Raw genomic sequence first — 24,269 nt, forward strand, 5'->3', positions numbered from 1 at the left:
TGGAAATGGTTTCATCAAAGTATGATCCGCAGCACTTCAACCCTGAAAAGACTGCCCGTGCCATCACTGCGTGTGTTTTTAATTGGTCTTTGCACCGCCTTGACCGCTTGCGTGGCCACTCCACAGTCACGAAGCCTTGCGATTGCTCTACCTGAGGCACAGCAGACGCTCGAATTGAATGCAGTTTTTTGGGCAGATAAAGTTCAACACAGCAGCAACGCCTGGCAGAGACATCAACAAACATTCACCTTTCGGCTCGAAAACATACCCGCCAATCAAGTGCTTGAACTGATCTCTCGCGAACTAGAACTTGGCTATGAAATGGATGGCTGTGGCGACTCGCCGGTCAGCTTGGTGGGAAGAGACATGCCACTTCAACAGGTTATTGAAAGCCTGGAACTTCAAGCCGGGGCCAGCGTGCGCTTTGAAGCAAAACAGCTGTCCATGCGCTGCGAAGTTGATGAACTGAGGGTGTATACCCTCGACTACCTGTCAATTGCGCGGCAAATGAATGATTCATCGAGCCTGAGTTCGGCAATCGCTGGCGGCCCGCGCGAGTTAACGGATCGCCGGGAGACAGGCAATCGCTCAGAACTGATTCTGAACAACTCACAACAACACGATTTGTGGCAGGACATCGCAAGTCAAATTGAACAGATTATTCAGGTGCAGGTAAAACCGATCGAACTCTCAACCCGGGAGCGCGTCATTGATGAAGATGAAGACCGAGCCTATGCAAGTACACGCAACATTTCACCTCGCCGCGCACAACCCAATTTGAGAAGTACAACGGCGGTGTCCACCGAAAAACGGGACATCACGACGACACGCAAGGAAACACGCTCCGGGCGAGTCATCGCCAACCCGGAATCAGGAACCGTGTCGGTGATTGCAAAACCCAGCCAGCACCGCAGGGTAGCCCAGTGGCTTGAGCAAATTCAACGCAGGGTTGATCGACAAATCGTGATTGAAGCGGTCATCACCGAGATCTCGTTAAACGATCGCTATGAGCGAGGAATTGACTGGAACGTGCTTCGTCAAAACGGAATTACCGCCGGCCTGGCTGTGCAGGGGCTGAATCTGGGTAACCCAGCATTCACTGTGAATGCCCTGCGAACCACCAGCAACACCGACACCAATGTGGCCTTGCGCCTGCTGGAGGAATTCGGAAAAACCGAAGTGCTTTCGTCGCCGCGTGTCGTGACCATGAACCAACAGGCGGCCGTGCTGAAGGTAATCGACAACCGGGTGTATTTCACAACCGATGTTCAAACCAGCGCACCCACACAAAACAGCCCCGCTTTTTCCACATTCACTACTCAGGTTCAAACCGTGCCGGTGGGTTTCCTGATGACGGTGACACCGCAAATTGCAGACAACAATGCAATTCAGTTGCGGGTTCGCCCCACACTCAGTCGCATCGTGGGTTTTGTGCAAGATCCCAACCCAGCCCTGCAACAACTCAACATTATTAGTCGGGTACCCGAGGTACAAACCCGCGAACTGGAATCGATACTCCGATTGAAAAGCGGTGAAATGGCCTTGCTGGGTGGGTTACGCCAAAAAGAGAACAACAGCTTGAACCGAGGCATTCCCGGTGCCCCGGAATCTATCGACCTGATCACTCAAAGCGAAAACCGCGGTGAGAGCCACATTGAACTGGTGGTGCTACTTAAGGCAACCGTACTCGACAGTGCAACTGCGAATCAGCCACAAACCAGCAAAGAATTAAGTGAACTTAATAAAGCCCTGGCTGCCAGCCTGACCATGTATCAGGCTGGACAAAACAAAGCCCTGAACGCACTTCTTGCTCTCTTGATCGAACGTTATCCAGACACACCTGAACCCTTCTACAACATGGCACTTCATCAAAGCAGCCTTGGACACTTCACCAATGCCCTCGCCTACTTGTCGCAAGCCGAGGAGCAATGTGCGCTACACGAATGTTCACTACCCCTACTTACAGTACGTTCATTGATTCAGGCGAAACTTCAATGAAGCAAATACCGCCGGACACAGCCTTCAAGAACATTGACAACACGATTGCCTATGCCAGCGCAGCAAATGCATCGGACATACACATTACACCCTCACCCGTGAACTTCTGGGTGCGATTGCGTGTGAACGGAAAACTGGGGCAGGCGCAAGGTATTCCGAGCGATGCAGGCAGGTCGCTTATTCAAGCATTCAAGGCCGAGAGCAAAATGAATATTGCTGAAACGCGCCGCCCACAAGACGCACGGCTAACTCGCAACAACCTTGATCTTCGACTGGCCACCCACCCTAGCTTGCATGGAGAAAACCTGGTGATCCGGCTATTGAATACGCACAGCCGCATGCCCTTGAATCGGCTTGGCTTAAGTCAAGCTGCCCTGGCGCATATTCAACAACTGCTTGCCCACGAGCACGGACTCACATTGGTAGCTGGCGCAACAGGCAGCGGAAAAACAACCACGCTGCATGCGATGCTCAACAACCTGGGTGCATGTGCAGGTCGGATTGCAACACTTGAAGACCCAGTAGAAATCATCAATCCCGACGCAGTTCAAACCGACTTGTCACGGCTACCTCACCTGAACTTCGCCTCGGGCTTGCGTTCATTGATGCGCCAGGACCCAGACACCATTCTGGTTGGCGAAGTCAGGGATGAAGAGACCGCCGAACTCACCCTGAATGCTGCACTCACCGGACATCGGGTTTTTGCGTCTGTACACGCACCGGATTGCCTTGGGGCCATCAGCCGGCTCACCGAACTGAATGTGCGCCTGGGCAGCCTGATGAACTGCCTGAACGGCATTGTCACCTTGCGCTTGAAACCTGCAGAACAAAACGAACAACGCCAATTGTGGGCTGAAATTGTCAACCTGAAAAACATGCCCCGCAAAAAGGTACTCAGTTGCAAGAGCATTGATGAACTGATGCAACTTTTCTCATCGGCAAATCACCTTCCATTTCCATCATCGTCAACCTTGAACCCAAGCCATGAAAACTAAGCCACTTGGCGACAGAATAAAGCAAGCCACCTGGCGGACCTGGTTAGGCCAATGGGCTGAATTGTTGCAGTCTGGCATGCCCGCGCTTGATGCGCTTTCACTGAGCAGTGAACTGCAAAAGGGCCATTCACGAGGAAAACTTTTAAACTTGGGCTTATCCCGGACATCGCGCTTTCTCCAAGAAGGGCAGAACATTCAAACCGCCTTTCGTGCCGCATTCGGCAAAGTGCCCATGCACCTGGAAATTGCACTGGTGTGTGCACAGGCCAGCGGTGATCTTGGCTTGGCCTTACAAACCCAACTGGATCGCTGGAAAACCACCAGCGATGCACAACACACCTTGGGTAAAAGCCTTGTTTATCCAATGCTGGTTTTAACGCTGGCCTGCGCATGCTGGGTATTGCTTCATCACGTGAGTGCACCGCATTTAATACAAAAAACGAACACATCCACACCCACCATCACCTCGTCAGACAGCCTTCTTTTCATCGGTATTGTCGTGTTGTTAATTGCCACTTACTTCAAATTCAGACCCATCAACAATCAAACTGAATTACAGACGCTACTGCCACACAATCTTTGGCTTACATCGAATTTTTATCATGTGATTGCATGCGAACTCCATGCCGGCCTGGATTTGATGCACTGCCTACGCCACCGCACCCTGCACACAGCAAGCTGGTGGGGTGGTATTTATCTGTCAACGAAAACCCTGCAAAGGCTTAACAAGCTGATGTTGGGCATTCAACAACAGTTGAAATCGGGCATGTCACTAAGCCAGTCGATGCAGGCAGCCGGCGCACCTGGTTTCCTGGTGCGTCAAAGTCAACTGGCCGAGCAAACCGGCAACCTGGCTTACTGCTTTTTCTTGGCTTCAACAGTGTACGAAATGCGGGCGAGGGAAACCCAACAACGCCTGCAAAACACTTTGCCTTCAATCGCCTTGGCCATTGCCGCACTTACCCTTGCGCTGGCCTATCAATTCACATTGGCACCGCTGTACAACAACCTGACTGGCCTGTCATGACAACCACACCAATGCATGCTGATGTGTGGGTGATTGAGCAGGGCCACGCAATTCTGTTTCGGCAACAAGACCAGCAGTGGGCAGAAGAACAACGCCTTCCCTACAGTGAGTTTAGTGGCAGTGCAATTGCACTTTCCAGCTTCAGCTTGCCAGACACACTTGTGTACCTCAATGTATTTCAAAACAAGATTACGACCTCACCGTGGGCAGAGCACCGCTGGGCTGGAATTGCAGAAGACCCGCCGAGAATTATTGAATCACCGGCAACAGCCTTTCACCAAGAAGTACTGACCGAACTGCGCGGCATGGGACAAAGCGTTCGGATTATTTCTTCGGAAAAATCAGCACAATTCAATCGCGCTGTTCACATGGCACTTCTGAATACGCACGAATTCAAACACCTAAAGGATTTCTTGAATTCAAACAAATTGGGTATCAGCCAACTCCGTAGCAGCTTTCAACTTTATCTGGGGTTGTGGATCAAACCTTCTGCTCATTATCAGGTGGTTCGCGGTGCAGCAGTTGCTTGCGTGCTGGGTACTTTTCTTTTGATGAGTTGGCATACAAACCAACAACAATCAAAACTCGAGAAAGCGAATTTGCAGCACCTCAAGAATTCGCTCGATGCTGCGCCTCGCAACGCCAAAGAAGCGCCATTCGCGGATTGGCAGGAACAAATTCGAAAATTTGGTCAAGACGAACGCGCCAACCTGCTTTCACTGAAAATATTGTGGGACGAACAGGGAGAAATTCTGACCACTGCAGATTTGGCCCGAGCGCGAAAACGAGTGCCCAAGGGCTGCACGCTCAATAGCTCCACCCAAGCGCAATGCTCAGTTGGAGCAACAAACCAATGAGCAAACTGACAACGACAACACGGAGAATTGTTGGCTTTCGCTGGGTTCGCCCCGCAATCGATTTGGCATTGTTACTTACGGCCCTTTTTGCACTGGTCGCTCTGCGTAACATGGAAATTGAACAACAACTGAATAAGAAGCCAAACCTGCAAATTCAGCAATCCGTGCCAGTAAGAAAAACTCTTTTTCTGGAGCAACAATTCAATACCGAAGCCGACTTGTGGCAAACCTGGACCACTTGGATAAACACCAAACAGCCCGATTCAGGGCAATGCATTGTGGAGACAAAACCCACCCCAGTTGACACACCGTTTTATCTGTTGTGCTTTGGCAAAGAGCCCGCCAGCACTCGATCGAATATTGCGATCAACAACCCCCTGCCGGGCAAAAACCTTTTTGTAGCACCCTCAATTCCAACTTCAATAAAAGCTGAAGAACCCGCGGCGAAAATTTCCGCGCCCGCCTACAAGGTACAAGGCTGGATAATCACCCAGCAAGGTCAAAAAACTTTTGACCCTGTTCAAAAAAAGTGGCTGCCATGAGAAGCGCGTTTCAACAGCGGGGCTATTCATTGTTTGCACTTTTAATTCTGATTTTGATGCTGGGTTTTGCCGCTCTGGAATTTCGCAACAATGAAGCTTTCAGGCAAGGGCTTTTGCTTCAACAAAAGGCCCGTGAAACCCAAACACTTGAACAAATTCGAGCCAGCTTGTTGGGCTTTGCTTCCAGCCAGGGTTTGCACAGCCAAAGTCATTTGGGCCACCTTCCTTGCCCAGCGATTCAACCGGGCGAACCTGCGCAAACCACTTGTTTGAACAAAGCCTGGGGCTACCTGCCCGTTCATAGCAAAATTGCCATCAACTATCTGAACGCAGGGGTTGATGCGCGCTTCAACGAACTGGAGCCATCAACCAACATGCAATGGCAGTACGCGGTTTCAAGCCAGTTGATTCAACCGAACGCTTTGGGCTGGAGTCGTTGGGTGAACTACGCCAAACCGTCAATTCAGGTTCGAATTCCGGCTGAAAACAATCTAATCAAAACAAACATCGTTGCAGTGGTCGCAAAAAGCGTTATACCCATCGCAGAGCATCAGTACGACATTTCCTCCCCCTATGTTTTGCTTCACCTGAGTGAATTACGAACCCACATGAAACGGGTACAACAGCATCAACTTAAAAGCACACTGAATGCATGGCAACAACTCAACCCGCAATTCAACGCAAGCACGAGTACCCATGAAAACATGGTGCTTGCCGACCCGTTTTCCAAGCTGTATGAGCCCATTGACTCAGGTTGCCAATGCCGCTGCACAAAAACGCGCTGCAGTTGCCATTGCCAAAACGCAGGCCACTGGATGTCGTCAGCTTCATGCTTGGACAACAATCCAAACTGCACAAGCCACAACACACAAACCGATTGCACCAGCCTGGCCAACCAGCCCTGCGTATTCAATGGCCCAGCCCAAATGAAAAACCTGTGGCCAGTCAGCCACTTCGAACCCATCGCTGCCATCAACAAATCATGTCGTCCTACCCACAGCAACCAGTGCCCGCTGAGTCAAAACAGCACGGCTTGCACTTGTCGCTTTTCCTGGCCCGACAACACCTTGTCCAGTCTCAATCAATTCAGTTTCAAACTGACAGGAACACCATGAATTGCCGCCCACAATCCTTCACTGCCAACGCACATGGTTTCATGCTGATTGAAGTCGCGCTTGTAGTGGTACTCATGGCTATTATTCTTGGGCCGGTGCTTCACCTCTTGGCCAGTCAGCGCGAGAAAGACAAGGTACTCACCCACCTTGATTCACGACAGCGCATTCTTGAAGCAGTGGAGGGTTTTGTACTGGCCACAGGCAGGCTGCCGTGCCCGGCAGGCCTCGCCAACGGCGCTGAATTGCGCAGCGGCGACGCCTGCACCCACAAGGAAGGCTGGCTTCCAACTGCCACGCTGGCAAGCTGGGGAATCAGTGGCCAGTGGAAAATGGCAGTGGCCACGCTGGAACAGGCCGGCGAGCCTGCCCGGAATGCGCTGGTTTCGGCGCAACCTTTCGCACAACTGAGCCCGCAACAGTTAACCGAAATTGTCATGGCTCCTTACACCGCCAACCACGCAATCGGTACCGGGCCATTGCCTGCCATTCATCTGTGTCAGCTTGTGCAAGGCCATGCAATTCCACCCAATGTGAATTCAGGTTGCGGCGCGCACACCTTGCTGAACGCCACCACGGTTTGGCTTGCATATCCGGTTCACGACCTGGCCAACCAAAATCGGTACCAACAATTTTTTATCAATCCCGATCAACCCGCAACCAACCCGGTCTGGCTCTCGTTTGAACGCCTGAACTGGCTTTGGATGAAACGCGGCGCACTCGACACACCACACATTCAGGAGAATTAAATTGACGCATCCACGAAAACACATTCAACGCGGATTTTCACTGTTGGAACTGGCCATTGCACTGGCCGTGCTGGCCATACTTGCTGGCGGTGTGCTAAAGGGCCGCGAGTTGCTCAATAGTGCGCGCGTGCAAGCCACCATGACCGACATCGCCAATCTGGAAACTGCCTTGTCAGCTTTTCAGGCACGCTATTCAGCATTGCCCGGCGACTTTATTGCGGCAAGCGCAGCAGGACTTTCCAACAGCGGCGGCAACGGCAACGGATTGATTGAAGGCGATGAAACCTGCAATGTATTTACGCATCTTCAGCTGTCTGGCTTTATTCAAGGCGATTTCACTGGCGGAAGTGATGAATCGGGCAACTGCACTGCAAGCAGCACCATGGGCAACCAGTTCAGTGGCCAATACCTGCTCAGCAATCAGCTGCAAGGCCCCAACTCCCGGGAAAATGCAATGGCCTTGCTGATCGGCGAAACCATCCCGGTTGCCCAACTTGCGGAGATTGATCGCAAACTCGATGATGGCAACCCCTTGCGCGGTGCAGTGCAAGTGCTCAGTGGCGAGGAAGAAGTTTGCACCACCGAAGCCGGCCAGTGGGACGAAGCGCAAGGCGCTGATTGCGCAGCGCTCTATATTATTCGTTAAGAAGCCAACTTAACGTCCCATGGACTTGCGGCCAAGAATGATGGCCTCCGCCAGGCTCAAGGCATCCGGCTGACCTTTCAGCACCAGGATATCCCCCGACTCCAACTGTGTGTTGGGGGAAGGGTCTCCACCACGAATGCCGCGCCTGCGAATCGCGCTGACTTCGATATCCAAGTCCAGAATACCCAACTCGGCCAGGCTTTTGCCCACGCCACTGGCCCCCGGTTCCACGAATACGGAATGCAAACGGACCCATTGGTTCTCGGGTGTGTCCGCCTCGTCGTCTACGCCACGAAACACCCCCCGAAACATTTGATAACGCGATTCACGAATGGCTCGAATCTGCTTGACCACCCGCGAAACAGGCACACCCAACAACATCAAGGCCTGCGAGCCCAACATCAAACTGCCTTCAAGAATTTCGGGCACTACTTCAGTAGCTCCAGCCGCGGTCAGTTTTTCCAGATCACTTTCATCATAAGTGCGCACCACCACTGGCACGTTGGGCGCCAAAGCACGTACCGCAGTCAACACTTTTTCAGCAGACTTGAATTCCGCAAAGGTAACCACCACGCAAGAGGCCCGCAACAAACCGGCGGCAACCAGTGTTTCACGTTTCGCAGCATCGCCAAACACCACCGAATCGCCAGCAGCAGTGGCTTCACGAATACGGTCTGGATCCAGGTCCAAGGCCACATAATCCAAATCTTCACGGTCCAGCAACCTCGCCAGGTGCTGTCCACTGCGGCCGAAACCGCAAATCAGCACGTGTTTGGTCGTGGCAAGGCTTTTCTGGGCAATTTGGTGCAACTCAAGCGACTTTTGCAACCATTCCTGGCTGGAAAAGCGCAATACGATTCGGTCTGCGTGTTGAATCATGAAGGGTGCCGCCAACATGGAAAGCACCATGCTTGCCGTGATAGTTTGTAACCAGGGGTCGGGTACCAAAGCAAAACCGGCCGAGCCCGTGTTGGCCAGCAACACAAAACCAAATTCGCCGGCCTGCGCCAGGTAAATACCGGTCCTCATGGCGGTGCCCATGTTGGCACCGAAAATTCGAGCCAGTGCAGCAATCAACACCAGCTTGGCCAACACAGGAAGTACGGCCAGCAAAATAACCCAGTACCAATTCTGCATGACCACTTCCGGATTCAACAGCATGCCAGTGGTCACGAAGAACAGGCCCAGCAGCACATCCCGGAAGGGTTTGATGTCTTCTTCCACCTGGTGTTTATACTGGGTCTCTGCTATCAGAATACCCGCCACAAACGCACCAAGCGCCAGCGACAGTTCAGCCAGTTCGGTCAGCCAAGCCAAGCCCAAGGTAATCAGCAGCACATTCAGCACAAACAATTCCTGCGACTTGCTGCGGGCCACGAAAGTCATCCACCAGTTCATCATGCGCTGGCCAAACACCAGCATCAGCCCCAGCACCAGCGCTGCTTTCACCACCGCCAGGCTCAAAGTCACAGTAAGATTTTCGGCCCCCTGCCCCAGCGCAGGAATGATAATGAGCAGCGGCACCACGGCCAAATCCTGGAACAACAAAATTCCCATGATCTGGCGTCCATGGGGGGAATCCAGTTCAAGCCGCTCGGACAACAATTTGCTGACAATTGCAGTGGAAGACATGGCTGCTGCCCCCGCCAGCACAAAGGCTGTACTCAGTGGAACTTCCAGAAAATAGCCAGCCAGCACACCCAGGCCCATCACGCCCAGCATGGTCAGCCCCACTTGCGCCAAACCCAGTCCAAACACCACTCGGCGCATGGCATGTAACTTGGGCAAACTGAACTCAAGACCAATTGAAAACATCAGAAAAACAACACCGAATTCAGCCAAGTGGCGGGTTTCGGGTGTGTCGGGCACGATGCCGAACGAATATGGGCCGATCAGCGTGCCCGCAAACAGATAGCCCAGCATGGCGGGCAGCTTCCAGTAACGGAACAGCGAGACCGCCAACACGGCGACCAGCATGAGAATCAAAGAAAGCTCTAGAGCGTTAGGCACGTTTAATGCTTAGGAAGTGGAGAGAATTGGCACGCGCTTTGCTATACTGCCCTGAAAAGAGCACAGCCTCAAGCACCTTCGTTGCTTAAGTCTATCAGGGTCTACCATGTCGAAAACACCGTCGAATAATGACAAACACGATTTTCTGGCCATGGCCAGGGAAGCGCTGGCCATTGAAGCCCAAGCGGTCTTGGCACTGTCCGAGCGCTTGAATGATCAGTTCAGCCAGGCAACCACCGCAATACTGAATTGCAAGGGTCGAGTCATTTTGGTCGGAGTGGGCAAGTCGGGCCTGATTGCCAAAAAAATTGCAGCCACTTTTGCCAGTACCGGTACTCCCTCCTTTTTCGTACATGCCACTGAGGCGTCCCACGGCGATTTGGGCATGATCACCCAAGAAGACGTTGTTATTGCCCTCTCTAACTCAGGAAACACTGAGGAACTGGTGGCGGTATTGCCAGCCATTGCACGCCGCGGAGCAAAAATAGTCGCCATGACCGGCAAACTCGATTCAGCACTCGCCCGTCAGGCCGACCTGGTACTGGACTGTGGCGTTGAAAAGGAAGCCTGCCCCCTTAATTTGGCCCCAACCGCAAGTACAACAGCGGCATTGGCCCTGGGCGATGCCCTTGCCGTGGTGGTGTTGAAGGCGCGAGGTTTCAGCGAAGAAGACTTCGCCCTGTCGCATCCTGGTGGCAGCCTGGGCCGCAAACTGTTGACCCATGTCAGCGATGTCATGCGCAAAGGCGACCGAATTCCCACCGTGGCGCCATCAGCCAGCATTTCCAATGCCATTCTGGAAATTACCAAAAAAGGCTTGGGAATGACTGCCGTGGTGGGGGTCAACAACAAGCTGCTGGGCGTTTTCACCGATGGCGACCTGCGCCGCCTGATCGAACAAGGGCTGGATTTGCGCGGCTTGCTGGTGAGTGAAGTCATGAACAGTGCACCCAAATGCATTTCGCCTGACAAACTGGCCGTCGAGGCAGTTCGCATGATGGAGGTCAGCCACATTAGCCAGGTGGTGGTCACGGACGAGCAAGGTCATATCGTTGGCGCCCTGAATTTCCATGACCTGTTTGAAGCCAAGGTGGTGTAATGGATCAATCGACCGACCGCGAACCCACTGCTGCCCAAGCCGCGGCGCAAATCAAACTGATGGGCTTTGATGTAGATGGAACTTTGACTGACGGTGGCCTGTACTTCGGCAATGAAGGCGAAGTTATGAAACGCTTTAGTGTGTTTGATGGGCAAGGCCTTCGATTGCTGATGGACCATGGCATCAAGGTGATCTGGATTACTGCGCGCTCCAGCACCATTGTAGAAAAACGCGCCAAAGACCTTGGCATCTACCAGCTGGTTCAAGGCTGTAAAACCAAACTGCAAGCCTATGATGAAATTCGTCAACTACTTGGATTGGAATGGAGCGAATGCGGCTTTTTTGGAGACGATTGGCCCGATTACCCCGTGCTGAAGCAGGTTGCCCTGGCTGCCACCACCCAGCACTCCCCGGCGGCCATGAAAAACGCAGCCAACTGGATTAACACACGCCCCCCCGGCGATGGTGCTGCCCGCGAATTGTGCGACTTCATTTTGAGTCATCAAGCTGGCTATCAAAACCCCTGGGAAGCATCGTGAAACCAGTAAGTGCTTTCTTCAACCTGCTTTCGCAGTTCATACCGCTGCTGCTGACGTTCGCACTCGCCGCCACCTCGTATTGGTTTGCCATTCAGTCTGAACTGAGCCTGTTTAGCGCCAGCGGGAAAAGCGACCCCACCAGCAGCGACTATTACTTGCGCAATTTCTCGGTACAAAGCCATGACCTGACCGAGAACAAATATTCAATCATTCGTAGCAAGAAAGCCGAGCACATCCCGCAAGGCAACGTCTGGAACATCACCGAACCCGAACTGGAACAGTTTGAATCAGGCAACGGCATGGTGAAAGGCAACGCCCAAAAAGGCGTTTACCTGCTCGATACCGACGAAATTTTCTTGCGGGACAACGTGGTGGTGACCAGTCAAAACGAAGGGCTTCTGACCACCATGAAATCTGAAGAAATACGGATCGACAATATCACCAACGAAATTTCAACCGATAAGAATGTGCTGGTTACCCGGCCTGGCCAACGGTTTGAAGCACGGGGTGCCACACTGAACAACGACACTGGCGAGTTGACTGCCCAAGGGTCAATCAAGTTTCGCATAGAGGCCAAACGATGAAACGCTCCACCTGGATTTCCCTCGCACTGGCTGCGCCTGCACTGGCCCTAGGGGTTTGCGCGCAAGCACTGGAATCTGACAAACAACAACCCACGACCATTGACGCCAACCAGATGACTTACAACGAAAAGTCAAATGTGAACGTTTTCACCGGCAATGTGCTGTTAACACGTGGGAGCTTGGTGATTCGCGGCGACAAATTAACACTGACCGAACGCAGTGACGGTACCCAGTTTGCCACTGTCGAAGGAAAACCTGCCCGCTTCAAACAGCAGCGTGATTCGGAGAAGCCCAATGAAGTACTGCTGATCAACGGCACCGGCAACACGATTGAATTCGACGGCAATAAATCGATAGTGACACTGACAGGTGCTGCCAGTATTCAAAAAAGCACCAATGGTCAGCTCACTGAATCGATCTCGGGTACCAAAATTACGTACGAGCAAAACACAGAATTCCTGAATGTGGTGGGTACGCCCAACAGCAGTGGTTCCTCTCGCGTGCAGGCGGTGATCAAACCAAAAACCCAAGAGACCGAGCCCACACCCACAGGGGGCAGCAAGTGAGCAACACCCCAGCACACACCTTGACAGGACAAGGACGCCTTCAAGCACTTAGCCTACGCAAAGCCTACCGCAGCAAGCGAGTCATTGAAGATGTTTCGCTGCACGTGGACACAGGCGAGGTGGTGGGCCTGCTGGGCCCCAACGGCGCTGGCAAAACCACCTGTTTCTATATGATTGTGGGCCTGGTGAGTGCCGACGAAGGCAATATTTGCCTGGAAGGCTGCGACATCACCTTGCAACCCATTCACGAACGCGCAAGAGCGGGGCTTTCTTATCTTCCTCAGGAAGCCTCGGTGTTTCGCAAACTGACGGTGGAAGAAAACATTCGTGCAGTGCTTGAAATTAATCCGCCCAAAGACAGAACGGTGGACCAGGCAGTCGAAGACCTGCTCAACGATCTGCAAATTGCACATATTCGCACCTCACTTGCCGCCTCACTCTCGGGTGGCGAACGCCGCCGCCTTGAAATTGCGCGTGCGCTGGGTAGCCAGCCTCGCTTCATTTTGCTGGATGAGCCCTTCGCTGGCGTAGACCCGATTGCCGTGCTTGAAATTCAGCGAATTGTGGCGTTTTTGAAATCCAAGGGCATTGGTGTTCTGATCACCGATCACAACGTACGCGAAACCCTGGGTATTTGCGATCGCGCCTACATCATCAGCGCAGGCCGAGTGTTGGCCTCGGGCAGCCCCGAGCAAATTGTAAAAAACGACGATGTACGCCGCGTGTACCTCGGCGAACACTTCCGGATGTAAAGCTGAACCCCCATGAAACAATCCCTTCAGCTTAAAGTCTCGCAAAACCTCACGCTCACGCCGCAGCTGCAGCAGTCCATTCGCCTGCTGCAATTGTCCACGCTCGAATTGCAGCAGGAAATTCAGCAGGCGCTGGCCGAAAACCCGCTGCTGGAGTTGGCTGACGAAGAGGCCGTGGAAGGCGAGCGCACTTTAAGTCTGGACAGTAGCAATGGTGAACTGCATGAGCCGCAAGGCGACAGCTTTGAAGCCGACCCCGACCCCCGCAAAACCAGCGAGCCGGTCAGCGACCAACAAGCCGAACAAGACAACCAGAGCGAAGAAATTGTTCAGCGCGAAACCATCGACTCCATTCAAGACAACTGGGAAGGCGATTGGCGTGACAACAGCGGCGCAGGCGCCGACGGAGATGAAGAAAAACCAGGCCTGCAATTGGCCGCACCCGACAGCAGCCTGCATCAGCACCTGATTGAGCAGTTACGCATGACGCAGGCCAGTGAACGGGACAAAAACCTGGTGCTCTGGCTGATCGACTACCTCAGCGACGACGGCTACCTGACTGTTGAACTCGAAGACCTGTGGGAAACCCTGCAGGACGAGCCTGACCTGGAGTTTGAAGAACTCGGCGCGGCCCTGCGCCTGCTGCAAAGTTTTGATCCGCCCGGTGTGGGTGCGCGCAACGCAGCGGAATGCCTGTTGTTGCAACTGGCACAACGCAAAGACATCACCTGCCAGCACAGCCTGTACACCCACTGCCAGCAAATTATTCGTGATCACTTGGGCTTACTGGCCCAGCGCGACTTCACCAAGTTGAAGAAGGCTTTAAACGTCGACGAGGATGTGCTGAAAACATGTCATCAAATCATTCGCTCACTCGAGCCGTTTCCCGGTGCGCGCTTTCGCCGCATTGACGACGACCATGTGGTGCCCGACGTGATCGTGAAAAAACTCAACGGTCAGTGGCATGTTCAACTGAACCCGGATGTGATGCCAAAAATTCGCATCAATGAAATGTATGCCTCCATTTTGCGATCTCACCGCGGCCAAAGCGCACAACTTAGCGCCCAACTGCAAGAGGCCCGCTGGTTGTTAAAAAACGTTCAGCAGCGATTTGACACTATTTTACGGGTTAGCCAAGCCATCGTAGAACGTCAAATTGGCTACTTCAATCACGGCGAAATCGCAATGCAGCCCTTGGTTCTGCGGGAAATTGCCGATTTGCTGGGTCTGCATGAATCGACCGTGTCAAGGGTTACCACGCAAAAATATATGTTGACGCCCTATGGGTTGGTTGAGCTAAAGTATTTCTTCGGAAGCCATGTTTCCACCGACTCAGGTGGCCAGGCTTCCAGCACGGCCATCCGTGCACTCATCAAGCAACTGATTACTGCGGAGGACGCCAAGCAGCCGATATCTGACAGCCAAATCGCCGACCTACTCGGTCAACAGGGCATCGTGGTCGCAAGACGCACGGTCGCTAAATACCGGGAATCACTGAAAATACCCCCGGTGAACATGCGCAAGTCGCTTTAACCGTTAAAGCTTCCCCCCGCAGCAACGAAAGGAGATACCTTATGAACTTGAACATCAATGGTCATCATCTGGAAGTTACCCCAGCGATTCGAAACTACGTCATCGAAAAACTGGATCGGGTGAAAAGGCATTTTGATCACGTCATTGATGCATCGGTGACCATCTCGGTGGTCAAGCTGGTTCAAAGGGCAGATGTCACGCTGCACGTTCGCGGCAAAGACATTCACGCTGAATCAAGTCATGAAAACCTCTACGCCGCCATTGATGCGCTGGCCGACAAACTGGATCGCCAGGTACTGCGTCACAAAGACAAACTGACCAACCACAACCACACTCCCATGAAACACCAGGTGGTCGAAGAAGCTGAATAAACCTCTGTAATTTCAGGGAAAATCAAAAGGCGGACTTCCATCCGCCTTTTCTGTTTTTATGGCGTATAATCGGCCCCACGATTAGAAGCGGGTCTCAGGAATCAACAGCGATGAACTTGATCGCAAATCTACTTCCACCATCCAACATATTGTTGGACACACAGGTCACCAGCAAAAAGCGCGTGTTTGAACAAGCCGGTCTGGTCTTTGAAAACAACCAAGGCATCGCAAGATCCAAGGTGTTCGACAGTCTGTTTGCGCGTGAACGTTTGGGCTCCACTGGCTTAGGTCAGCAGGTGGCCGTACCGCATGGCCGCATCAAGGGCCTGCGCGAACCGATTGCCTCGCTGGTGCGTGTGCAAGACCCCATCCCTTTTGATGCCCCCGACGGCCAACCCGTCAAGCTGCTCATGTTTTTGCTGGTGCCTGAAAGCGCAAACCAACATCATCTGGATATACTGTCAGAACTGGCTCAAATGCTGTCTGACAAAGATTTCCGTGAGAAACTCATGACAGAATCCGATCCCGGCGCCACTCACCAACTGATCGCCAACTGGGAGCCTTACCAACCCGCGAGTTAAGCCTGTGAAGCAACTGAAAGAACTGATCGAAGCCAACCGCAACAAACTCAAGCTTGACTGGCTGGCCGGTTTAAATGGTGGTGACCGCCACCTGGATCTTCAGTGTTTTGCTTCCTCTGATCTCGTAGGTCACCTCAACACCATTCACCCGGGTCGCATCCAGGTATTTGGTCGACAGGAAATCGAATATTTCGCCCGCATTAGCGACGAACGCAAAAAACACCAAATCGACAAGCTGATTGAAGGCGATCCACCCGCTGTCATCGTGGCGGAATCATTTCAACCGCACCCACTGCTGAAAACCGCCTGCGACGAATCCAACATTCCCCTGCTCGCCACACCCCTGTCGGCCGCCGAAATCATCGACTTTCTGCGCGTGTATATCAACAAATGGCTCGCCCCCACCACCATGATGCATGGCGTTTTCATGGATGTGCTGGGCATGGGCGTGCTCATATGTGGCGAATCAGGTTTGGGCAAAAGCGAACTGGGCCTGGAATTGATTTCACGCGGGCATGGCCTGGTGGCTGACGACGTGGTGGAGTTCTCGCGCGTGGCCCCCAACTACATTGAAGGCCGCTGCCCGGAACTGATTCGCAACCTGATGGAAGTGCGCGGCGTAGGCCTGCTCGACATCAAGGCTATTTTTGGTGAAACCGCGGTTCGCCGAAAAATGCGGTTGAAACTGATTGTGCACCTGGTGCGCAAAGCCTCGCTTGAATTGCACCAGGAACGCTTGGTGACCGAGCAGCAATTCCAGGAAGTATTGGGCCTGCCCATTCGCAAAGCCATATTGCCAGTGGCAGCAGGCCGTAACCTGGCCGTGCTTCTGGAGGCCGCGGTCCGTAACACCATTTTGCAAATGCGGGGCATCAATACACTGGACGAGTTCATGGTGCGTCAACAAAAAGCCATGCTCAGTGAGTTGGGTGGCATCGACCACCTCCAGGTTGACCCCGACACTGAAACGGACATCGGCCATGATTAACATGAAAGTGGTTTTGGTCACCGGCCTTTCAGGCTCAGGCAAATCAGTTGCAATTCGTGCGCTGGAAGACTCCCACTTTTACTGCGTTGACAACTTGCCGCCGTCCTTCATTCCGCAAGTCATCCAACGCTTGTCCTCCGAAGGCATCACCCAAATTGCGATTGCGGCCGACGCTCGCACCGGGCGGGACATTGTCGATGTACCCCAAATTGTCCAGGCCCTGAAAGCCGACGGGACCGATGTGCGCATTCTGTTTCTCGATGCCGACGATGAAACCCTGATCACCCGCTACTCGGAAAGCCGCCGACGTCACCCCATGAGCGCACGCCTTGGCGAACAGGCCACGGTGCAAGAATGTGTTGATGCGGAACGAGAAGCGCTCGAACCGCTGAGAAACATTGCAAGCTGTATTGACACCTCAGCCTTGCAACCCAACGTGCTGCGGCGATGGGTGCTTGAAACTGTGGAAGAAGAATCGGCCAAACTTACCCTAGTGTTTGAAACTTTTGGTTTCAAAAAGGGCCTGCCTTCCGATGCCGACCTGGTGTTTGATGTGCGCTGCCTGAGCAACCCCTACTACGACAAAAGCCTGCGCCCCCTGACTGGCAAAGACGTGGAGGTTCAACGCTACATTCAGGCCGACGATCGCAGCGACCCGCTGATCAGCGACATCGAAACTTATTTGAGAAATTGGTTGCCGTCGTACTTGAATGAACAACGCAGCTATGTCACCGTGGCAATTGGCTGCACTGGTGGCCAGCATCGCTCGGTGTATGTGGCCGAAACGCTGGCAAAGCGTTTTACCAGCGAACCCCTACCTCAGATCGAGAGTGTTTTGTTGCGGCACCGCAGCCTGGGTTAACACCCGTACCTGACCAAGCAGTTTGTGAACAATTTTGGGCACTGGTTTGTCACCAACCGAGTAGCAAGCTGCCCATGCGCCGGGCACTTTCAGACGCAACACCTTGAAATGCATTTTGCGGTGGGTTAATTCATGTACCAGCCAAGGTTGGCCCAGCAAACCGGGCAACTGTTGCTCAATGTCAGCACAGTGCGCCTGCAAGCCATAGTGTTCAACCCAGGCAATTGCAATTCGGGTTAAGCCTGCAAAATCAGGCTGACTATCGCAAGCTTCAAGTGGCGTGGTCCACAAGCCCTGCCAAATACCTTTCTCCGTTTGCAGTTCAAGCAGCACTCCACCGCCCTCGTCTTCCACAATCAAGCTGACAAAATACAATTCGGGTCGAGCCTTTTTAGGCTTTGGGGTAGGCAACAAGCCCACCATGCCTTTTGCCAAAGCCACACAACTTTGCATCAAGGGGCAGGCCGAGCAGGCCGGGTTGCGCGGTACGCAGCAGGTGGCCCCAAGGTCCATTAAGGCCTGGTTGTAAACTCCCGGTTGTTGGGCTGGCACATTGGCATCGGCAATTCCCCACAAAGTTTTCTTGATCGTGGTTTGCTCCGGGTAACCTTCGATTCCGTAGTACCTGCAAAACACCCGTTTTACGTTCCCATCCAGAATGGGCGCCTGCACACCATAAGCCAGTGATGCTATTGCACCTGCAGTGGACTGACCAATGCCGGGCAAACTTTCAAGCTCGCTCACCGTTCGCGGAAACTGCCCCCCGAAACGAGCCACAACCTGCTTGGCACAGGCGTGCAAATTACGCGCGCGGGTGTAATAACCCAAACCCGCCCACAGCTGCATCACGTCCTGTTCCGGGGCGGCGGCCAAATCAGAAACCGTTGGGTAAGCCTGCAAAAAACGGGTGTAATAGCCCAGCACGGTGGTCACCTGGGTTTGCTGTAACATCACCTCACTAAGCCACACCTTGTAAGCATCTCCTGTGTGCTGCCAGGGCAGGGTTTGACGGCCGTGCTGCTTTTGCCAACGCACCAGCACCTCGCCAAATGGCTTTCCTTTCATCGGATTCATGGCTCGCTCATTCCTGGCATTGCGCACAATAAAACGTGCTGCGCTGATTCATCACACGCCTCTTCACCGTTGAGCCGCAGCGCTTGCAGGGCAGCCCCTCGCGGCCATACACATCACAATGCAATTGAAAATGTCCCAACTCGCCATCAATGGCCTGAAAATTACGCAAAGTGGAACCACCCCGCTCAATCGCCTCAGTCAACACAGCCACAACCGCTGCATGCAATGCCTGCACATTCGCTTTGCTTAAGCGCCCTGCTGCTTTGCCAGGGCGAATCGCACTGCGAAACAAGGCCTCGCAGGCGTAAATATTGCCCACGCCAACCACAGCAAACCCACTTAACAACAAGGCCTTGATCGACACTTTTTTGCCTCGCGTGGCCTTGAAAAATGAGTCGGGCGTGAATGCCTCACTGAAAGGCTCGGGCCCCAGTTTTGCAAACCGTATAAAACTGTTTTCCCAACCAGGCACTTTTTCGACGTACTCCACGCTGCCAAAGCGACGCGGATCGTTGTAGCGCAACACCTTGTCCCCGAAGTTCCATTCAATGTGATCGTGCTTGTCCCACGGAGTACTGGCACTCACAATTTTCATGGAACCCGACATACCCAAATGCACCACCAACACTTGCCCACCGAAATCCATCAACATGTATTTCGAGCGGCGCTCCACGCCTTGCAATATCTGCTTTACACAACTTTGCACTTGAACCGGCACGGGCCAACGCAAACGGGGTTGCCGCACGGTGCAAGCCAGCAGGCGCTGCCCTGTGAAATGCAGGTCTACGCCTCTTTTGGTGATTTCTACCTCGGGTAATTCAGGCATAAGCTAAAGCGCGCACGCGCATCTGTTAATGTGATAAAAATAAACGTGGATTCACCAGCTTTTCATTGGGTTCAACAGTATGACTTGTTTTAAATGGACCATCGCAGGCCCGGTATTTTTTCTGGCAGCCATCCTGACCACAGGCTGCGCCACCGTGCCCGCTGAACAGGGCGAACCAGCGCAACAGAAAATGTCTGCCGAGCAAAAGGCCTATGAAGCCCGTGTGGCCGACATGGTGAAACAAGACCCGCTGTTTGCCCTGCTTACTGCTGAAATTGCCAGCCAACGCGGTGACACTTATTCTGCCACGCTGGCATACACCGAGGCGGCCAAACAACAGCGCAATCCCGATCTTGCAAAAAGGGCGGTGGAAATCAGCCTGGCTGAAGGCCAATTGGACCTGGCCTTGAACGCAGCCCAAGTGTGGTCTGAATTATCACCCGGTGACAAACAAGCCAGCCGCTCCATCATGCTGCTGCAACTGGGCACCAATCGGGTCGATGAGGCAATGCCTGCACTCAAGGCTTTCTTGGCCGATGTGCAAACCGCCGAGACCGCAAACCCGGGGCTTGGGGGTTCCAGCACCGAGAAAGTTGCGCTGGACATGCTTCAACGCATCCCGGACAAAAACAAAGCGTACCAAACCGGTATCGAGCTGTTCGGCAACAATGCCGATGATCTGGAAGCACAAACCTTGCTCGCCCAACTTGCCAACAATTCCGAGTTGTACCCACAGGCAGTGGGCCACATGGAAAATGTGCTGCGCAAGTCCCCACAAGAACGCTTTTATGTGCTGATGGCCCAGTTCATGGAAAAACGCGACGGCAACCTGGATGCCGCCATGAAACTGGTCAACGAGCAGGCGCAGCTGCACCCCAACTGGTTTGGTGCGCGCCTTTACCTGGCTCGCAACCACACGCAGCTTGGGCAGTGGGCGCAAGCGCGGCAACGGTTTGCGGAAATGATCGAGCTTCAACCCGACAACATTCCCCTGTATTCCAGCCAGGGCTTTGTACTTACACAGCTCAAAGACTACAAAGCCGCCGAGCAGCACTTCAAGATTTATCTGGACAAAACCGCCCCAGCCGAGCGCCAGAACGAATCGCTGATACACGCCACGCTGTCTGACATGGCACTTGAACGCAAAGACTATGCGGCCGCTCTGAAGTGGTTGGATACTGCGCCCAATGCAGCCGACAATCTGGACATACAGTTGAAAAAATCAGCCTTGTTCGAAAAACAGGGCAATGCATTGTCCGCCAAGCGGGTACTGAATCAATTCAAACCCAAGAACGAAGATGAGTCTGTGCGACTGGCACTGGCGAAATCGCAACTCGCAGAATCGCAAAAGGCGCCCGCTGAAGCCGCCACCGAACTTGAACTGGCCTTACTGAAATTCCCGGACCAACCCGACCTGCTTTACGAGCGTGCCATGGTGGCTGAGCGGCAAGACGACCTGCCGCGTGTGGAGCAGTTCTTAAAGCGCCTTATCGCAGTTCGCCCTGAAAACCCACACGGCTACAATGCTTTGGGCTACACCTGGGCCGAGAATAATATTCGGCTGGAAGAAGCTTACGAGTTGATTAAAAAGGCAGTAGAACTGGCTCCCAACGACCCCTTCATTCTCGATTCACTGGGCTGGGTGCATTACCGCTTGGGCAAGCTAGACAGTGCCGAAGCAACTTTACAAAAAGCGTTTGGTCTGCGTCAGGACGAAGAAATCGGCCTGCACTTGCTTGAAGTGTTGCTTAAGTCTGGAAAAAAAGAAGAAGCACGTCAACTGGGTAGCCGCTTGACCGTTCGTTACCCCGACAGCAAAGCAGTGAAAAAACTGGTTCAACAGCTTGAGGGAATTTAAGTTCATGGCTTTATCAACATTGCGCCTGGCCTGTATCGGCTTGATCGGTGCAAGCCTGGCTGCCTGCAGCACCTTGGGTCAAAACCCAAGCACTGAAGTGGATTGCAAGTCGATCCAGTCAAGCTGCCACTACGGACGTTTTGGGCTTATCTGGAAAGTTGAACAAGCCGACGGGAAAATTGAAGCTGATTCCATTTCGGGCACCTATGAATGGCGTTCGGGCCGCACTGGGCCAAGCCAAGCCCCTGAAATTGCCTACCTGGAAGTCAACTCTACACTGGGTCCTTCGCTGGGCAGCGCAAAACGCCTGGGTAACTTTTACGAAGTTCGGGCCGCCGATGGCCGGGTGTATTTGGCCAAAGACTGGCAAAGCCTGTTCGATTTGATGTTTCCGGTTGAACTGCCTGCTGAAGCCTTGGTGCAGTGGATGGAAAACCCGAATCCCAATGAATTACCTACACTGCCCACCAACTGGGCTTGGGAAAACCAGAATGGCCGATACCGCGTGGTGTTTATCGAAAACAATACCTCGGGCCGTATCGACCTGATTCCGCAAGGCACCTTGGGCAAATAAAGCGTGAACGTCCCCAGCCCGGCCATACTCTCGGCCTTTTCGCCAGCCAAAATCAATCTGTTTTTGCACGTCACCGGCCGAAGGGCCGATGGTTACCACCTACTCCAAAGTATTTTTTGCCCAATCACGCTGGGTGACCAACTATCCGTGTCAGTGCAAACCAATTCAAGCCGTGAATTGGTCGTTCAGCGAAGTGGTGACCTAGTTCACATTCCTGAAGAAATTGACCTGACAGTTCGCGCCTGCAAGGCCTTTTATGCCCACGCCAACATTGGAATGGGCTACGCAGTGACTATTCATGTCAACAAACAAATTCCGGAACAGGCTGGCTTGGGTGGCGGCAGCAGCAACGCTGCCGCTGTACTGCGCCTGCTGCAACGGCACCACCAAAACCCGATTGAACCTGAACAACTGGCTGCGATTGGCCTGACGCTAGGGGCTGATGTGCCCTTCTTTCTCCAGGACAGCAGTGCTTTTGTCGAAGGCATTGGCGAGGCAATCACGCCAATTCCAGGCATTTCAGGGCATTTAATTGTCTACAAACCGCCACTTTCTTGCCCCACGCCCAAAATATTTAGCGATCCGCAATTGACACGCAACTCAAGTGACGTCAAAATAGCGGTCTTCGATTCGGCCCGCCGAATGAATAGTGAGTTGATGGCTTGCTTGCAAGCCAACACACAGAATGCTTTGCAAGCTGTTGTGTCACGCAACTACCCGGAATGGGAACAGCAGTTTGGTGTTTTCTCAAACTGTGTTGCAAAGCTCAACCCGCAATTGATTCGAATGTCAGGTTCCGGCTCCGCCATGTTTGCTTTGTTTGCCAGCCCAAGCCAACTCAGCACCGCAATGGCAGCAGTCGCCGATGCGCCTGAATTACAGCGTGGGCAGTTGTTTGAATGCAAAATCAAACCAAGCTGAATCGATAAAAGTTTTAGGGGAGTCGCCAAGTTGGTTAAGGCACCGGATTTTGATTCCGGCATTCGAAGGTTCGAATCCTTCCTCCTCTGCCAAAACCAAAGGGCCAGCCACCGGTTGGCCCTTTTTTTATTTCGCCAACGCACACGTCAAGCCCTGGGGTAAACAATGGCAACCGACAGCAGTCTAATGATCTTCACCGGCAATGCGAACCCTGCATTGGCTGAATCAGTGGCCAAACAGCTGAACATTCCGCTGGGCAAGGCTACAGTAGGTCGTTTCTCAGACGGTGAAGTCATGGTCGAGATCAACGAGAACGTGCGCGGCAAAGACGTGTTTGTACTGCAATCCACGTGCGCACCCACCAACGACAACCTCATGGAAATGATGGTCATGATCGACGCGCTCAAGCGCGCATCAGCAGGCCGTATTACCGCAGCCATTCCTTACTTCGGCTATGCCCGTCAAGACCGCCGCGTGCGCTCTTCACGCGTGGCAATTACTGCCAAAGTAGTGGCCAACATGCTGCAGGTTGTAGGCGTTGACCGCGTGCTGACCATGGACCTGCACGCCGACCAAATCCAGGGTTTCTTTGACATTCCCGTAGACAACATTTATGCATCGCCTGTTTTGCTCGGCGACGTGTGGAAACAAAACCTCGACAACCTGATGGTTGTGTCGCCCGATGTAGGCGGCGTAGTTCGTGCCCGTGCATTGGCAAAACGCCTGAACTGCGATTTGGCCATTATCGACAAACGTCGCCCCCGCGCCAACGTGGCGGAAGTAATGAATATTATTGGCGATGTGAAAGACCGCACCTGCGTGATCATGGACGACATGGTCGACACTGCCAACACCCTGTGCAAAGCCGCCGCGGCCCTGAAAGCCAACGGCGCGAAAAAAGTAGTGGCTTACTGTACCCACCCTGTGTTGTCGGGTGGTGCCATTCAACGTGTTGAAGAATCAGACCTCGACGAACTGGTAGTTACCGATACCATTCCTTTGTCTGAGGAAGCCAACAACAGCAAAACCATTCGTGTTCTGAGTGTTGATGAACTGCTGGCCGAAACAATTCGCCGCATCGTTCGCTCTGACTCGGTCAGCTCGCTGTTTATTGATTAAGTTTTAGGTAACAAGTTGTTTTGGGCTTTTTTGCGGACGCCCCCAAGTGCCGCATAACTTGGTTTCACTGGTCGCGGTGAAGTCAA

25 protein-coding genes and 1 tRNA gene are annotated in these 24,269 nt (G+C 53.2%); 23 read left to right on the plus strand and 3 right to left on the minus strand.

Translation table 11 applies throughout. The features are described 5' to 3' along the window. The first annotated feature begins 21 nt into the window (after positions 1-21). Genes PY990_RS03285 through PY990_RS03320 form a run of 8 tightly spaced genes read left to right on the plus strand, consistent with a single transcriptional unit; the run spans position 22 to position 7,926 of the window. Positions 22-1,998, plus strand: coding sequence for a type II secretion system protein GspD (locus PY990_RS03285; RefSeq protein WP_275270382.1), 1,977 nt, complete (start codon positions 22-24; stop codon positions 1,996-1,998). Further along, positions 1,995-2,993 carry a GspE/PulE family protein gene (locus PY990_RS03290; protein ID WP_275270383.1) on the plus strand — a complete coding sequence of 333 codons (999 nt, stop codon included), beginning with the start codon at positions 1,995-1,997 and terminating at the stop codon, positions 2,991-2,993. The genes PY990_RS03285 and PY990_RS03290 overlap by 4 nt, the downstream gene beginning before the upstream one ends. After that, entirely contained in the window at positions 2,983-4,020 is a 1,038-nt protein-coding gene (locus tag PY990_RS03295) for a type II secretion system F family protein (RefSeq protein ID WP_275270384.1), read from the plus strand. The genes PY990_RS03290 and PY990_RS03295 overlap by 11 nt, the downstream gene beginning before the upstream one ends. Further along, positions 4,017-4,877, plus strand: coding sequence for a hypothetical protein (locus tag PY990_RS03300; protein WP_275270385.1), 861 nt, complete (start codon positions 4,017-4,019; stop codon positions 4,875-4,877). Before PY990_RS03295 ends, PY990_RS03300 begins: the two co-directional genes overlap by 4 nt. Beyond that, complete coding sequence (locus PY990_RS03305) at positions 4,874-5,419, plus strand: hypothetical protein (protein ID WP_275270386.1); 546 nt, start codon at positions 4,874-4,876, stop codon at positions 5,417-5,419. Before PY990_RS03300 ends, PY990_RS03305 begins: the two co-directional genes overlap by 4 nt. Next, on the plus strand, positions 5,416-6,534 hold the full coding sequence (locus tag PY990_RS03310) for a hypothetical protein (protein ID WP_275270387.1): 1,119 nt from the start codon (positions 5,416-5,418) through the stop codon (positions 6,532-6,534). The genes PY990_RS03305 and PY990_RS03310 overlap by 4 nt, the downstream gene beginning before the upstream one ends. Beyond that, complete coding sequence (locus PY990_RS03315) at positions 6,531-7,280, plus strand: type II secretion system protein (RefSeq protein ID WP_105027391.1); 750 nt, start codon at positions 6,531-6,533, stop codon at positions 7,278-7,280. Before PY990_RS03310 ends, PY990_RS03315 begins: the two co-directional genes overlap by 4 nt. Position 7,281: 1 nt before the next feature. Beyond that, a complete protein-coding gene (locus PY990_RS03320) occupies positions 7,282-7,926 on the plus strand; it encodes a type II secretion system protein (RefSeq protein WP_275270388.1) in 645 nt (214 codons plus the stop codon). A 9-nt stretch (positions 7,927-7,935) separates the two neighbouring features. Here the strand turns inward: PY990_RS03320 and PY990_RS03325 are convergent, their stop codons facing one another. Then, positions 7,936-9,936, minus strand: a complete 2,001-nt coding sequence (locus PY990_RS03325) for a monovalent cation:proton antiporter family protein (RefSeq protein WP_275270389.1) — start codon at positions 9,934-9,936, stop codon at positions 7,936-7,938. 106 nt (positions 9,937-10,042) lie between these two features. Between PY990_RS03325 and PY990_RS03330 the strand changes: the two genes are divergently transcribed. The 10 genes from PY990_RS03330 to rapZ all read left to right on the plus strand — a co-directional run bounded on the left by PY990_RS03330 (position 10,043) and on the right by rapZ (position 17,811). Then, on the plus strand, positions 10,043-11,035 hold the full coding sequence (locus PY990_RS03330) for a KpsF/GutQ family sugar-phosphate isomerase (protein WP_275270390.1): 993 nt from the start codon (positions 10,043-10,045) through the stop codon (positions 11,033-11,035). Beyond that, a complete protein-coding gene (locus PY990_RS03335; protein WP_105027395.1) occupies positions 11,035-11,574 on the plus strand; it encodes a KdsC family phosphatase in 540 nt (179 codons plus the stop codon). Before PY990_RS03330 ends, PY990_RS03335 begins: the two co-directional genes overlap by 1 nt. Further along, complete coding sequence (gene lptC / locus PY990_RS03340; RefSeq protein ID WP_168426817.1) at positions 11,571-12,158, plus strand: LPS export ABC transporter periplasmic protein LptC; 588 nt, start codon at positions 11,571-11,573, stop codon at positions 12,156-12,158. The genes PY990_RS03335 and lptC overlap by 4 nt, the downstream gene beginning before the upstream one ends. After that, a complete protein-coding gene (gene lptA, locus PY990_RS03345) occupies positions 12,155-12,724 on the plus strand; it encodes a lipopolysaccharide transport periplasmic protein LptA (RefSeq protein ID WP_275270391.1) in 570 nt (189 codons plus the stop codon). Before lptC ends, lptA begins: the two co-directional genes overlap by 4 nt. Next, the gene (lptB, locus tag PY990_RS03350) at positions 12,721-13,476 is read left to right on the plus strand and encodes an LPS export ABC transporter ATP-binding protein (RefSeq protein WP_275270392.1); all 756 of its coding nucleotides are present in this window, start codon (positions 12,721-12,723) and stop codon (positions 13,474-13,476) included. The genes lptA and lptB overlap by 4 nt, the downstream gene beginning before the upstream one ends. A gap of 12 nt (positions 13,477-13,488) precedes the next feature. Next, complete coding sequence (locus PY990_RS03355; RefSeq protein WP_275270393.1) at positions 13,489-15,009, plus strand: RNA polymerase factor sigma-54; 1,521 nt, start codon at positions 13,489-13,491, stop codon at positions 15,007-15,009. Positions 15,010-15,050: 41 nt separating this feature from the next. Further along, positions 15,051-15,380, plus strand: coding sequence for a ribosome hibernation-promoting factor, HPF/YfiA family (hpf, locus tag PY990_RS03360; RefSeq protein WP_275270394.1), 330 nt, complete (start codon positions 15,051-15,053; stop codon positions 15,378-15,380). A gap of 110 nt (positions 15,381-15,490) precedes the next feature. Then, positions 15,491-15,961 carry a PTS sugar transporter subunit IIA gene (locus tag PY990_RS03365; RefSeq protein WP_040512070.1) on the plus strand — a complete coding sequence of 157 codons (471 nt, stop codon included), beginning with the start codon at positions 15,491-15,493 and terminating at the stop codon, positions 15,959-15,961. 4 nt (positions 15,962-15,965) lie between these two features. Beyond that, positions 15,966-16,949, plus strand: a complete 984-nt coding sequence (hprK, locus tag PY990_RS03370) for an HPr(Ser) kinase/phosphatase (RefSeq protein WP_275270396.1) — start codon at positions 15,966-15,968, stop codon at positions 16,947-16,949. Further along, on the plus strand, positions 16,942-17,811 hold the full coding sequence (gene rapZ, locus PY990_RS03375; protein WP_413789492.1) for an RNase adapter RapZ: 870 nt from the start codon (positions 16,942-16,944) through the stop codon (positions 17,809-17,811). The genes hprK and rapZ overlap by 8 nt, the downstream gene beginning before the upstream one ends. On the opposite strand, the gene mutY is transcribed toward rapZ, so the two are convergent. Further along, positions 17,764-18,885: an A/G-specific adenine glycosylase gene (gene mutY, locus PY990_RS03380; protein WP_275270397.1), complete on the minus strand. Its 1,122-nt coding sequence runs from the start codon at positions 18,883-18,885 to the stop codon at positions 17,764-17,766. The two genes, rapZ and mutY, sit on opposite strands and share 48 nt — an antisense overlap. A gap of 7 nt (positions 18,886-18,892) precedes the next feature. Next, positions 18,893-19,711: a bifunctional DNA-formamidopyrimidine glycosylase/DNA-(apurinic or apyrimidinic site) lyase gene (gene mutM / locus PY990_RS03385; protein ID WP_275270398.1), complete on the minus strand. Its 819-nt coding sequence runs from the start codon at positions 19,709-19,711 to the stop codon at positions 18,893-18,895. Positions 19,712-19,790: 79 nt separating this feature from the next. On the opposite strand from mutM, the gene PY990_RS03390 reads away from it, so the two are divergent. From PY990_RS03390 to PY990_RS03410, 5 genes are all read left to right on the plus strand, one after another. Then, positions 19,791-21,569: a tetratricopeptide repeat protein gene (locus tag PY990_RS03390; RefSeq protein WP_275270399.1), complete on the plus strand. Its 1,779-nt coding sequence runs from the start codon at positions 19,791-19,793 to the stop codon at positions 21,567-21,569. A gap of 4 nt (positions 21,570-21,573) precedes the next feature. Beyond that, complete coding sequence (locus tag PY990_RS03395; protein ID WP_275270400.1) at positions 21,574-22,143, plus strand: hypothetical protein; 570 nt, start codon at positions 21,574-21,576, stop codon at positions 22,141-22,143. 3 nt (positions 22,144-22,146) lie between these two features. Then, positions 22,147-23,064 carry a 4-(cytidine 5'-diphospho)-2-C-methyl-D-erythritol kinase gene (ispE, locus tag PY990_RS03400; RefSeq protein ID WP_275270401.1) on the plus strand — a complete coding sequence of 306 codons (918 nt, stop codon included), beginning with the start codon at positions 22,147-22,149 and terminating at the stop codon, positions 23,062-23,064. Positions 23,065-23,079: 15 nt separating this feature from the next. Continuing rightward, positions 23,080-23,156, plus strand: a tRNA-Gln gene (locus PY990_RS03405). A gap of 73 nt (positions 23,157-23,229) precedes the next feature. Continuing rightward, positions 23,230-24,183: a ribose-phosphate diphosphokinase gene (locus PY990_RS03410; RefSeq protein WP_105027407.1), complete on the plus strand. Its 954-nt coding sequence runs from the start codon at positions 23,230-23,232 to the stop codon at positions 24,181-24,183. The last annotated feature ends 86 nt before the right edge of the window (positions 24,184-24,269 follow it).

It is taken from the genome of Limnobacter olei (assembly GCF_029087225.1).
In the GTDB taxonomy this organism is placed as follows: domain Bacteria; phylum Pseudomonadota; class Gammaproteobacteria; order Burkholderiales; family Burkholderiaceae_B; genus Limnobacter; species Limnobacter olei.